At 44.5% G+C, this 12,420-nt stretch carries 11 protein-coding genes; all 11 read left to right on the top strand.

Features of this window, described 5'->3' with window-relative positions; genetic code table 11:
* Nucleotides 1–127 precede the first annotated feature (127 nt).
* Nucleotides 128–1,447 carry a 23S rRNA (uracil(1939)-C(5))-methyltransferase RlmD gene (gene rlmD, locus AC3CIA_RS13385; protein ID WP_146458199.1) on the top strand — a complete coding sequence of 440 codons (1,320 nt, stop codon included), beginning with the start codon at nt 128–130 and terminating at the stop codon, nt 1,445–1,447.
* Between the two features lie 136 nt (nt 1,448–1,583).
* Nucleotides 1,584–3,809: a GTP diphosphokinase gene (relA, locus tag AC3CIA_RS13380; protein WP_004735390.1), complete on the top strand. Its 2,226-nt coding sequence runs from the start codon at nt 1,584–1,586 to the stop codon at nt 3,807–3,809.
* Between the two features lie 238 nt (nt 3,810–4,047).
* Nucleotides 4,048–4,863, top strand: a complete 816-nt coding sequence (mazG, locus tag AC3CIA_RS13375) for a nucleoside triphosphate pyrophosphohydrolase (protein ID WP_029222469.1) — start codon at nt 4,048–4,050, stop codon at nt 4,861–4,863.
* Nucleotides 4,864–4,995: 132 nt separating this feature from the next.
* Nucleotides 4,996–6,636 carry a CTP synthase gene (gene pyrG, locus AC3CIA_RS13370; protein ID WP_065606254.1) on the top strand — a complete coding sequence of 547 codons (1,641 nt, stop codon included), beginning with the start codon at nt 4,996–4,998 and terminating at the stop codon, nt 6,634–6,636.
* An 81-nt stretch (nt 6,637–6,717) separates the two neighbouring features.
* Complete coding sequence (gene eno, locus AC3CIA_RS13365) at nt 6,718–8,016, top strand: phosphopyruvate hydratase (RefSeq protein WP_192889408.1); 1,299 nt, start codon at nt 6,718–6,720, stop codon at nt 8,014–8,016.
* Nucleotides 8,017–8,421: 405 nt separating this feature from the next.
* Nucleotides 8,422–8,703 (top strand): cell division protein FtsB, encoded by a 282-nt coding sequence (gene ftsB / locus AC3CIA_RS13360; RefSeq protein ID WP_114634009.1) that lies wholly within the window; start codon nt 8,422–8,424, stop codon nt 8,701–8,703.
* Complete coding sequence (gene ispD, locus AC3CIA_RS13355) at nt 8,703–9,404, top strand: 2-C-methyl-D-erythritol 4-phosphate cytidylyltransferase (RefSeq protein WP_017090808.1); 702 nt, start codon at nt 8,703–8,705, stop codon at nt 9,402–9,404. Before ftsB ends, ispD begins: the two co-directional genes overlap by 1 nt.
* Before the next feature lie 2 nt (nt 9,405–9,406).
* A complete protein-coding gene (gene ispF, locus AC3CIA_RS13350) occupies nt 9,407–9,886 on the top strand; it encodes a 2-C-methyl-D-erythritol 2,4-cyclodiphosphate synthase (RefSeq protein WP_004735397.1) in 480 nt (159 codons plus the stop codon).
* Nucleotides 9,887–9,908: 22 nt separating this feature from the next.
* Complete coding sequence (truD, locus tag AC3CIA_RS13345) at nt 9,909–10,955, top strand: tRNA pseudouridine(13) synthase TruD (protein WP_428784432.1); 1,047 nt, start codon at nt 9,909–9,911, stop codon at nt 10,953–10,955.
* 76 nt (nt 10,956–11,031) lie between these two features.
* On the top strand, nt 11,032–11,775 hold the full coding sequence (gene surE / locus AC3CIA_RS13340; protein ID WP_016795280.1) for a 5'/3'-nucleotidase SurE: 744 nt from the start codon (nt 11,032–11,034) through the stop codon (nt 11,773–11,775).
* Nucleotides 11,776–12,402: a protein-L-isoaspartate(D-aspartate) O-methyltransferase gene (locus AC3CIA_RS13335; RefSeq protein WP_004735402.1), complete on the top strand. Its 627-nt coding sequence runs from the start codon at nt 11,776–11,778 to the stop codon at nt 12,400–12,402.
* The last annotated feature ends 18 nt before the right edge of the window (nt 12,403–12,420 follow it).

The raw sequence follows: 12,420 nt of genomic DNA, 5'->3' as shown, positions 1-12,420 counted from the left end.
ACGCACACAATGGCGGTTAAGTGAACGGTAAGCTTAATCAAAGCCGTGACGTTCGACAATGATTCCAAGACATAATAGTGAGTCCTGGATACCAATTACTTATTAAAAGATACATTAGGCACAAGCAATGGCACGTTTTTTCCAACCAAAAAAGAAAACTCAACTCGAGACCAAGCATCAATCGGTTTTGGTTGAACGAATGGATCACAATGGCGCTGGCATCGCTTATCAGAAGAATAAACCTGTTTTCATTGATGGCGCATTGCCCAGTGAGCAGGTAGTTATTCAACTTACTGAGAGCAAAAGTAAGTTTTCGCGAGCAAAACTCATCAAATTACTTAAACCGAGTGAGCTGCGTTTAAAGCCATTCTGTAAGCACTTTAATCAGTGTGGTGGCTGTCACCTTCAACATCTTGGTTACGCTTCTCAGGTTGAGCATAAATCGCAATCTTTGACGCACCTGATGAGTCAATACCAAACGGCTAACACCGAAGTTGTTGAGCCGATTGTGGGTGATGAAACCGGTTATCGACGTCGCGCGCGTATCAGCCTGTTTGTTGATAAGAAGACACAGCAGCTTCAGTTCGGTTTCCGTAAGAAACAAAGTAAGCAGATTGAAAATATCACCGATTGTGCCGTGTTGGATCCTCGCCTTAATGTATTGCTGCCAAAACTGAAAAGTTTACTCAATACTTTCAGCAACCTTACGTCTTTAGGACACGTTGAATTGGTGTTGGGCGATACTGGCCCGGTGATGGTGCTGCGTCACCTTAAGCCTTTGGTTGAGAAAGATGAGCAAGCATTGATTGCACTCGCTAAAGCGGAAGGTGCCACGTTGTATACTATGCCTGAAACGGACAAGCTCGTTCGTTTAGTCGGTGATGCTCCAGTTTATAGCGAAACAGGCGTGACTTTACCTTTTGAGCCAAACCACTTTATCCAAGTTAACCAGAAAGTGAACCAGAAAATGGTTGCTCAAGCGATTGAGTGGCTAGAGCCTCAAGCCGATGAGCGAGTGCTCGACCTGTTTTGTGGCTTAGGGAACTTCAGTTTGCCTATTGCACAACAATCTGCGTTTGTAGTGGGTGTTGAAGGTGTTGATGAAATGGTTCAACAGGCCACATCTAACGCAACTTTAAATCAATTGAGTAATACAGAATTCTATCAAGCGAATCTTGAAGAAGAGCTATCTTCACAGCCTTGGGCAAAAGAAAGATTTGATAAAATCTTACTTGATCCAGCACGTGCTGGAGCGAGTGGGATCGTTGATCAAATTTCAGGGTTAGGAGCGAAGCGTGTGGTTTATGTTTCGTGTAATCCTGCTACTCTAGCTAGAGATTCAGAGAGCTTAGAAAAGCAAGGCTATCAATTAGCCAAGCTGGGTATGTTGGACATGTTCCCACACACCAGTCATCTAGAATCGATGGCTCTCTTTATCAAGGCTTAGAGGCCCTTAAACAAGGCTTAAAAATGAATCACAAAGGTGCAGGGAAGCCTGCGCTGATATCAATATGAGTCGAACTAACTTGGAATCAGTTAGTCATATTGAATTGGGTATAAAACATAATAACTAGGAAGGCATGATGGTTGCGGTACGAAGCGCACATTTAAACCCAAGCGAACAGTTTGAGCTAGATAATTGGATTGCGTCACTGAATCAAGACGCAAAAACCTCGAATAAACTGACCAAAGTTTATCGTCACTGTGAAGAGCTATTAAAAGATCATGAGCAAGGCGAACTCTTGCTTTGGCGTGGGCGCGAGATGATTGAAATCTTGGTCACCTTGTCTATGGATCGCGCAACTTTAGTGGCAGCGCAACTTTTCCCTGTCGTATCAAGCGGTGTTTTTGAGCGTGAAGCGTTTGAAGAAAGTTACGGAAAGGAAACCGTAAAGCTGATTGATGGCGTGGAAGAAATGGCGGCTTTGGGCCAGCTAAACGTCACCCTTGAAGGCAGTGCTGCCTCGGGTCAAGTCGATAATGTTCGACGAATGCTGCTTGCAATGGTGGATGACTTCCGCTGCGTCGTCATCAAACTAGCAGAGCGAATTTGTAATCTCATAGAAGTGAAAAAGGCCCCTGATGCTGTGCGCCGTGCGGCAGCAAAAGAGTGTGCCAACATTTATGCACCTCTAGCAAACCGTTTAGGTATTGGTCAGCTAAAGTGGGAAATTGAAGATTACGCTTTCCGCTACCAACAACCCGATATCTATAAGCAGATTGCTAAACAACTGTCTGAGCGCCGTATCGTGCGCGAACAATACATCACTGACTTTGTTGACGATTTAACGTCAGAAATGAATCGCTCAAGCATCAATGCTGAAGTTAGCGGTCGACCAAAACACATCTACAGTATTTGGCGTAAAATGCAGAAAAAAGGCTTAGAGTTTGATGAGCTTTTTGACGTGCGTGCGGTGCGTATTATCGCAGACCAACTGCAAGACTGTTATGCCGGTTTAGGTGTGGTTCACACCAAATATAAACACCTCCCAAGTGAATTTGATGACTATGTGGCGAACCCTAAACCCAATGGTTATCAATCGATTCATACCGTAGTTCTTGGCCCTGAAGGCAAGACCATTGAAATTCAGATCCGTACCAAGCAGATGCATGAAGACTCTGAATTAGGCGTTGCAGCGCACTGGAAGTACAAAGAAGGTGCTTCAAGCGGCGTACGCAGTGGCTACGATGAGAAAATCACCTGGCTTCGTAAGCTTATCGACTGGCAAGAAGAGATGTCGGATTCTGGTGAAATGCTGGATGAAGTGCGTAGCCAAGTCTTTGATGACCGTGTTTATGCCTTTACACCTCGTGGTGATGTGGTCGATTTACCAATGGGTGCAACACCGTTGGATTTTGCTTACCACATCCACTCGATGGTTGGACACCGTTGTATCGGTGCCAAAGTAGCAGGTCGAATCGTCCCGTTTACTCATAAGCTAGCGATGGGCGATCAAGTTGAGATCATCACTCAAAAAGAACCGAATCCATCACGTGATTGGTTAAACCCGACCACAGGCTTTGTTCACTCAAGTCGAGCTCGTGCAAAAATTAACGCCTGGTTCCGCGCTCAGAGTCGTGAGAAAAACCTTGAAGCCGGACGAGATATTCTTGAAGTCGAATTAGGCAGAGTCGGAGCGACGCTGAAAGATGCCGAGCAATACGCGCTGAAACGATTCAACGTCAATACTCCAGATGAACTATATGCGGGTATTGGTAGCGGCGATATGCGTATCAACCAAGTCGTTAATCACATCAATGCTTTGGTCAACAAGCCGACAGCGGAAGAAGAAGATAAAAAAGCGCTCGAAAAGTTGCTTGAGTCTGACAATAAGCCCGCTCATCAGAGTCGTCCGAAAAAGGATGCCGTCGTCGTTGAAGGTGTCGATAACCTAATGACCCACTTGGCTCGTTGTTGCCAGCCAATCCCAGGTGATGTGATCAAAGGTTACATAACTCAAGGTCGCGGTATTTCAGTGCACCGTAGCGATTGCGAACAGTTAAGTGAACTTAACCTACATGCACCCGAACGTATCATCGATACTGTGTGGGGCGATGGTTTTGTCGGCTCGTATATCTTAACGCTGCGTGTAGAGGCGTTAGAACGTACCGGCTTGTTGAAAGATATAACATCCCTGTTCTTAAACGAAAAAGTCAGTGTGACGACAATGAAGAGCCGTATTGACTATAAACGTCAGCTATCGGTGATGGATTTCGATTTGGAAGTGACCAATATTGAGATTCTGAGTCGAGTGACAAGTCGAGTAGAGCAAATCAAAGATGTCATGAGTGTAAAACGCCTCGGCTAACTTTCACGTTGCATTAGTCACTTTAACTGCGCTTTCTTGTTCCATCACATAGGCGAGCTATGCTCAGGAATCGTGAAAGCTTGTTGCCTTGTTAAAGTAACAACTGCGTAGTGAAAGATGTGTAATTTAGAGAATTAGACAGTATCAACAAAGGTGAGTGGTTTTGGCCACTCACCTTTTTTAGTTTTAGAAGACGTTATAAATTTAAAAATCAAAGACAGTGAATAGGAAGAAAACGATGAATCACCCGATTGAACAACTTGAACAGATTATGACTAAGCTGCGCGATCCAGAAGGTGGCTGTCCTTGGGATTTAAAACAAAATTTTGAAACAATTGTGCCGCATACTATCGAAGAGACCTACGAGGTGGTGGATGCGATTCACAACAAAGATTGGCCAAACCTACAAGAAGAGTTGGGTGACCTGTTGTTTCAGGTGATCTTCTACAGTCAATTAGCTAAAGAGCAGGGCTTGTTTGAGTTCTCTGATGTGGTCGACGGTATCAATGAGAAGCTGACGCGCCGTCATCCACACGTATTTTCTGATACAGAGTTTGCTAGTGATGAAGAAATTAATGCGAACTGGGAAGCTGAAAAAGCCAAAGAAAAAGCACAGGCAGGCAAAACTCAAGAAAGTATTCTAGACTCAATACCAAACTCTCTACCTGCACTTTCGCGTGCTACAAAGATTCAAAAGCAAGTCGCGAAGTTTGGCTTTGATTGGGACTCTATTGGTCCCGTCGCTGATAAGGTTTTAGAGGAAGTTGATGAGGTGCTAGAAGAAGCACTTCAAGTAACGCCAAACGAAGATTTAGTTGAAGAAGAACTGGGTGATTTGTTGTTTGCTACCGTCAATTTAGTGCGACATTTGGGTAAAAATCCAGAAACGGCTCTCAATAAAGCCAATCTGAAATTTTCACGCCGCTTTAAAGGTGTGGAACAAAAAGTTCGTCAGCAAGATAAAATTTTGACCGACTTTTCTCTACAACAGCTTGATTCCATGTGGGATGAAGTCAAAGTGGCGGAGAAAAGATCATCAAAGCTTTTATCATGAATTGATTTGAAGCAAAAAATAAAAAATTGCAGTGTGATAGATTTCACGTTGTGGCGATAAGGGGCTTCTGGTATATTTTCATCCCGTCCAGAAGTAATCCATTTCCCTCATTCAACCAATTTCAGGTTAAACATGACGACAAATTACATTTTTGTTACTGGCGGGGTTGTATCCTCTCTAGGTAAAGGTATTGCAGCAGCATCTCTTGCGGCTATTTTAGAAGCTCGTGGTCTTAAAGTGACTATGATGAAGCTTGACCCTTACATCAACGTTGATCCAGGCACTATGAGCCCGACTCAGCACGGTGAAGTGTTCGTTACGGAAGATGGCGCTGAAACTGACCTTGACCTTGGTCACTATGAGCGATTCATTCGCACCAAGATGACTAAGCGTAACAACTTCACAGCAGGTCGTGTTTATGCTGACGTTCTACGTAATGAACGTCGTGGTGACTACCTAGGTGCAACAATCCAGGTTATTCCACACATCACTAACTCTATCAAAGAACGTGTAATCTCTGGCGCTAAAGGCCACGATATCGCGCTTGTTGAAGTTGGTGGTACTGTAGGTGATATCGAATCTCTACCATTCATGGAAGCGATTCGTCAGTTAGCAGTAGAACTAGGCCGTGAACGCGCAATGTTCATGCACCTTACTCTAGTGCCATACCTAGCAGCTGCGGGTGAAGTGAAAACTAAGCCAACGCAACACTCTGTAAAAGAGCTACTGTCTATCGGTATTCAACCTGACATCCTAGTTTGTCGTTCAGATCGTGTTATCCCAGCAAACGAACGTAAGAAAATTGCTCTTTTCTGTAATGTACAAGAAAAAGCCGTTATCTCTATGAAAGACGTAGATTCAATCTACAAGATCCCACAATTAATCCGTGCTCAAGGCATTGATGATCTTGTATGTACGCGTTTCGGTATCAATGCACCAGAAGCTGATCTGTCTGAGTGGGAACAAGTAATTTACGAAGAAGCTAACCCAACGGGTGAAGTGACGATTGGTATGGTTGGTAAGTACATTGAACTGCCTGACGCATACAAATCAGTAAATGAAGCGCTGAAACACGCAGGCTTGAAAAACCGCCTAAGTGTCACAATTAAATATGTAGATTCACAAGATGTTGAGTCTAAAGGCACAGAAATTCTACAAGGCCTAGATGCAATCCTAGTTCCTGGTGGCTTTGGCGATCGTGGTGTTGAAGGTAAGATCCTTGCTGCACAATACGCTCGTGAAAACAAAGTACCTTACTTAGGTATCTGTCTAGGTATGCAAGTTGCTCTTATTGAGTACGCTCGTAACGTTGCGAAAATGGAAGGGGCACACTCTTCTGAATTCTGCAAAGAAACTAAATACCCTGTTGTTGGCCTAATCACTGAGTGGATTGACGGCGAAGGTAAAGTTGAAGAGCGTACTGAAAAATCTGACCTAGGCGGCACAATGCGTCTTGGTTCACAGCTTTGTCACCTAGCGAAAGGGACGAAAGCTTACGAATTATACGGTAGCGCGACGATCCATGAACGTCACCGTCACCGTTACGAAGTGAACAACAATCTTCGTCCACAAATTGAAAAAGCGGGCCTAAAAGTATCGGGTCTATCTGCGGACAAGAAACTGGTTGAAGTTATTGAGAACCCGAATCACCCATGGTTCGTTGCTGCTCAGTTCCACCCAGAGTTCACTTCAACACCTCGCGATGGTCACCCATTGTTTGCAGGTTTCGTTAAAGCGGCTGGCGAATTCCAGCGCGGCGAATTAGAAAAGTAAAAAGGAATCCAGGTAGCTGCGTAAGTTGTGCTGCTACCTTTAAATTTGACATTTATATATTCAACGAGAAGGAAACATTCAATGTCTAAGATCGTTAAAGTTCTAGGTCGTGAAATCATCGATTCACGTGGTAACCCAACTGTAGAAGCTGAAGTACACCTAGAAGGCGGTTTCGTAGGTATGGCTGCTGCTCCATCTGGCGCATCTACTGGTTCTCGCGAAGCTCTTGAGCTACGTGACGGCGACAAATCACGTTTCCTAGGTAAAGGTGTTCTTAAAGCAATTGAAGCTGTAAACGGCCCAATCGCTGACGCTCTAGTTGGTAAAGACGCTAAAGCACAAGCTGACGTTGACCAAGTTATGCTTGACCTAGACGGTACTGAGAACAAGTCTAAGTTTGGCGCTAACGCTATCCTTGCTGTTTCTCTAGCTAACGCAAAAGCTGCTGCTGCTGCTAAAGGCATGCCTCTATACGAGCACATTGCTGAGCTAAACGGTACTGCTGGTCAGTTCTCTATGCCTCTACCAATGATGAACATCATCAACGGTGGCGAGCACGCTGATAACAACGTTGACATCCAAGAGTTCATGATCCAACCAGTTGGCGCTAAAACTCTTAAAGAAGGTCTGCGTATCGGCGCTGAAGTATTCCACAACCTAGCTAAAGTTCTTAAGTCTAAAGGCTACAGCACTGCAGTTGGTGATGAAGGTGGTTTCGCTCCTAACCTTAAATCTAACGCTGAAGCTCTAGAAGTTATCGCAGAAGCTGTTGCAGCTGCTGGTTACGAACTAGGTAAAGACGTTACTCTTGCTATGGACTGTGCTGCATCTGAGTTCTTCGACAAAGAAGCTGGCATCTACAACATGAAGGGCGAAGGTAAAACTTTCACTTCTGAAGAGTTCAACCACTACCTAGCTGAACTAGCTAACAACTTCCCAATCGTTTCTATCGAAGACGGTCTTGACGAGTCAGATTGGGATGGCTTCAAGCACCAAACTGAACTTCTAGGCGACAAGCTTCAAATCGTTGGTGACGATCTTTTCGTTACAAACACTAAGATTCTTGCTGAAGGCATCGAGAAAGGCGTAGCTAACTCTATCCTTATCAAGTTCAACCAAATCGGTTCTCTAACAGAGACTCTAGCTGCTATCAAGATGGCTAAAGACGCTGGCTACACTGCAGTAATCTCTCACCGTTCTGGCGAAACTGAAGATGCAACTATCGCTGATCTAGCGGTAGGTACAGCTGCAGGTCAAATCAAAACTGGTTCTATGAGCCGTTCTGACCGTGTTGCTAAGTACAACCAACTTATCCGTATCGAAGAAGCTCTAGGTTCTAAAGCTCCTTACAACGGTCTTAAAGAAGTTAAAGGTCAATAATTCGTCCTATTTGGCACTGTAGCTGCGTTAACTGCAGAAGATTCACTAAGTCACATAGGAAACTATGCTCCATAGCTGAATCTTCTTTGTTGTCTTGCTACAGCACCAACTAGTTAGAATTATGCACTAATGCTTTTGAATGCCTCGCTTATGCGGGGCATTTTTTTATCTGTAGAAAATGACGGGAAGAAGCTCTAAGTTCTAAAGCTCCTCCTCGTTACATCTAAAGTTCGTCATTCCCTAGACTGACGAAGGAAGGAGTAGGGAATCTCATCACAGGTTTCGAACAACAATAATTCTCCGACTTATTGATTCCCTGACACCACATATCTCGCACCAATAAGCTCATTATGGTATATATGTGCCTTATTCTAGTTCCTTCTTTTTCAACCGGCGAAAGGTGTTATGCGAATTTTTGCTTTAGTACTGCTCATAGTGTTTGGCTGGCTACAACACACACTGTGGCTCGGTAAAAATGGTATTTCTGATTACTACGGTGTGAACAACGAAATCCAAGTTCAGCGGCAAGTAAATGAAAAGCTTCATCTTCGTAATGCTGAGATGTTTGCGGAAATTGACGATCTACGCCAAGGCTTAGACGCGATTGAAGAGCGCGCACGTCATGAGCTTGGAATGGTGAAAGAAGGCGAAACGTTTTATCGTATTATTGGTGAGGAATCTCATTAATGTCGAACCAACTTCAAAGCGTTATTGCAGTGGTACCCGCTGCGGGCGTTGGCAGCCGAATGAAGGCCGACCGTCCCAAGCAATATCTTCAAATTCACGGTAAAACGATTTTAGAGCACACCGTTGAGAAACTGTTGTCTCACCCTCAGGTGTCTAAAATCGTGGTAGCGGTCAGTGATGATGATCCTTATTACCCTGAATTACCGCTTAACCTTAATCCACAGGTGATCAGAGTGTCCGGCGGGACGGAACGAGCCGACTCGGTGCTTTCTGCTTTGGACTATATTGCCCAACAGCAACTCAGTGATTGGGTGATGGTGCATGATGCCGCTAGGCCTTGTATCCAATTGAGTGATATCGACAAACTGATCTCTGGTGCTATGACCCATGATGTTGGCGCGATTTTAGCGGCGCCTGTTCGCGATACAATGAAACGCGGTGCTCAAGGACAAATTGAACACACGGTCGATCGCGTCGATCTCTGGCATGCGCTTACCCCTCAGATGTTCCGATCTAAGCCTTTACGGAAAGTATTGAGTGAAGCCTTGCAACAAGGTGTTTCAATTACCGATGAAGCGTCTGCGTTTGAGTGGAAAGGTTTATCACCAGCACTGATTGCTGGGCGTTCAGATAATTTTAAGATTACTCAGCCTGAAGATTTGGCTTTGGCTGAGTTCTATTTAAGTCAGAATAAGGAATAATGATGATTCGTATTGGCCATGGCTTTGATGTACACAAATTTGGTGGTGAAGGCCCGGTAATTATTGGTGGCGTGAGTGTCCCTTATGAGCAGGGTCTTATCGCACACTCAGACGGTGATGTTGCCCTGCACGCATTATGCGATGCTTTACTGGGTTCAATTGCAGCGGGTGATATTGGTCGTCATTTCCCTGATACGGATGATGAATGGAAAGGCGCAGATAGCCGCGAATTACTTAAAGATGTTTACCGTCGAGTAAAAGAGCAAGGTTATGTGATTGGTAATGCGGATATTACTATCATGGCGCAAGCTCCAAAGATGGCTCCTCATATAGACTCTATGTGCCAAGCCATTGCTCAAGATTTAGAAACAAGCATTAGCAATGTGAATGTAAAAGCCACGACTACTGAGCGTTTAGGTTTTACAGGTCGCAAAGAGGGCATCGCATGTGAAGCGGTGGTCCTAATTACTAAAAGTGCGTAAGCACCAACACGAAAAGAACAGCATGTCAGATATTTTATCTTCATTGGCTTACCTAAACGGTAAACCAACTGCGAAAGCAAAACTAAAAGCAAAAGCCGAACACTTTGTCGTTAATGAAGACTTGGGTTTTGAGTTTACTGGTGAAGGCGAGCACCTAATGGTGCGTATTCGTAAAACTGGTGAGAACACGAGCTTCGTAGCAAACGAGCTGGCTAAAGCGTGTGGTGTTAAGTCGAAAGACGTGAGCTGGGCTGGTTTGAAAGACCGTCATGCTGTGACAGAACAGTGGTTGAGTGTGCATCTACCAAAAGGTGAACCTGACTTTTCTGCTTTTCTCGCACAATACCCAAGCATTGAGATCTTGGCGACAGCACGTCACAACAAAAAGTTACGTCCAGGCGATTTAATTGGCAACCAATTTGAGCTGACTTTGTCTGAAGTAACGGACTGCGATGATGTGGTAAAGCGTTTAGAAAAAGTTGCTCAGGTAGGCGTGCCAAATTACTTCGGTGCTCAGCGCTTCGGTAATGAAGGTAACAACTTATCTGAAGCTCGTCGTTGGGGTCGTGAAAACGTTCGCACGCGTAATCAAAATAAGCGCAGCTTGTACCTCTCTGCTGCTCGTTCTTGGATCTACAACTTAATCCTTTCTGACCGTATTGAGCAAGATGCGTTTGCGTCGGCATTGGTTGGCGATATCGTCGTTAAAGACGGCGCGCAATTAGCTGTGACGGCAGACAATATCGAAACGGTAAATCAAGATATCACGAACGGTTCTGCGTTTATTACCGTTGCTTTGGCTGGAGATAATGCGTTACCGACGACTGATGTGTCTCAAGCTCTAGAGCAGAAACACCTTGATGCTGAACCGGATCTAATGGCGCTTATTTGTGGTAATCGTATGCGCCATGATCGCCGTGAAGCTTCGTTGAAGCCGATGGGTTTAACTTGGGAAGTGAACGAAGATAATGTCACTCTTAAGTTCTCTCTCGATGCAGGTTGTTTCGCAACCGCTATTGTTCGTGAATTGGTTGAAGAAGTTCACGTAGAGAGAAGCTACGAGCAATAACGATTCTGCTTGGAGCGAAGTCACTTGATATCGGAAATTAAGTGACTTGGCATTGGAACAAAAGAAAGGATACAAGATGAAGATTTTACTCAGCAACGATGATGGTGTGCATGCTCAAGGTATTCATGAGCTGGCCAATGAATTACGTGATCTTGCTGAAATTATCATTGTTGCACCTGACCGTAATCGCTCGGGCGCTTCAAATTCATTAACTTTAGAACAGCCTTTACGTGTTCAAGAAATTACCGAAAATACATATTCGGTACAAGGAACACCGACCGACTGTGTACATTTTGCGTTAAATGAACTGTTAAAGAATGATATGCCTGATCTGGTATTAACGGGTATTAATCATGGTGCTAACTTGGGTGACGATGTGCTTTATTCAGGCACAGTGGCAGCTGCAATGGAAGGGCACTTTTTAGGCGTTCAATCGGTGGCGTTTTCTCTGGTGGGTAAAAAACATTTTAAGACAGCGGCGGCTATTGCTCGTCGTATCGTCGAACAACATTTAGTAAACCCAATCCCAACCAATCGACTGTTAAACGTCAATATCCCTGATTTAGCTTTAGAACAGTTGTCTGGTACTCAGGTTACACGCTTAGGTGCTCGTCATCATGCTGAAGATATGATTAAGCAAAAAGACCCACGAGGTCATGATATCTATTGGCTTGGTCCTCCGGGAAAAGAGCAAGATGCCGGCGAAGGCACGGATTTTTACGCTATCGAGCATGGCTTTGTATCGGTAACACCGTTACAAGTTGACCTGACTGCGCACGAGTCGTTGGGTGCGATGACAACATGGTTAGAGGAGAAGTAAGTGAGTAATCCGCATGCAGAGCGCTTAATTACTTTTCTGATTGAAAATGGCATTCAGGATCAAAAGGTTCTTGATGCTATTTATCAACTGCCGAGAGAGAGCTTTTTATCACAGGCGATGTATCATCAAGCTTATGATAATAATGCGCTTCCTATCGGACAGGGCCAGACGATTTCTCAGCCTTACATTGTTGCTAAGATGACAGAGTTGCTAGAATTACAGCAAGATAGCCGTGTTTTAGAAATCGGAACCGGCTCAGGTTATCAAACGGCGGTCTTGGCTCAACTGGTTGATCATGTGTATTCGGTTGAAAGAATTAAATCATTGCAATGGGATGCCAAGCGTCGTCTTAAACAGCTCGATTTCTACAATATTTCAACCAAGCACGGTGATGGCTGGCAAGGATGGTCTTCGAAAGCCCCTTTTGATGCGATTATCGTAACTGCTGCTGCAGAGTCGATTCCTCAAGCGCTTTTGCAACAGCTGAAAGATGGTGGTCGCTTATTGATTCCTGTCGGTGATGACGAACAGCAATTGTTGAAAATTGTTCGCCATGGTGACGAGTTTTTATCGAGTGTTATCGAGATGGTGAGATTTGTACCTCTCGTCCCTGGTGAGCTAGCTTAATAAAAGACTAATGGTGTA

Source organism: Vibrio sp. QJM3NY_27, assembly GCF_057785955.1.
This window is presented reverse-complemented; position numbering and strand designations above follow the sequence as displayed.

What these genes read in the sequence shown, in the direction of transcription:
- surE (WP_016795280.1), top strand. Translation starts at nt 11,032, where the DNA reads ATGAAGATTTTACTCAGCAACGATGATGGTGTGCATGCTCAAGGTATT.
- relA (WP_004735390.1), top strand. Translation starts at nt 1,584, where the DNA reads ATGGTTGCGGTACGAAGCGCACATTTAAACCCAAGCGAACAGTTTGAG.
- pyrG (WP_065606254.1), top strand. Translation starts at nt 4,996, where the DNA reads ATGACGACAAATTACATTTTTGTTACTGGCGGGGTTGTATCCTCTCTA.
- ftsB (WP_114634009.1), top strand. Translation starts at nt 8,422, where the DNA reads ATGCGAATTTTTGCTTTAGTACTGCTCATAGTGTTTGGCTGGCTACAA.
- ispF (WP_004735397.1), top strand. Translation starts at nt 9,407, where the DNA reads ATGATTCGTATTGGCCATGGCTTTGATGTACACAAATTTGGTGGTGAA.
- mazG (WP_029222469.1), top strand. Translation starts at nt 4,048, where the DNA reads ATGAATCACCCGATTGAACAACTTGAACAGATTATGACTAAGCTGCGC.
- ispD (WP_017090808.1), top strand. Translation starts at nt 8,703, where the DNA reads ATGTCGAACCAACTTCAAAGCGTTATTGCAGTGGTACCCGCTGCGGGC.
- truD (WP_428784432.1), top strand. Translation starts at nt 9,909, where the DNA reads ATGTCAGATATTTTATCTTCATTGGCTTACCTAAACGGTAAACCAACT.
- rlmD (WP_146458199.1), top strand. Translation starts at nt 128, where the DNA reads ATGGCACGTTTTTTCCAACCAAAAAAGAAAACTCAACTCGAGACCAAG.
- eno (WP_192889408.1), top strand. Translation starts at nt 6,718, where the DNA reads ATGTCTAAGATCGTTAAAGTTCTAGGTCGTGAAATCATCGATTCACGT.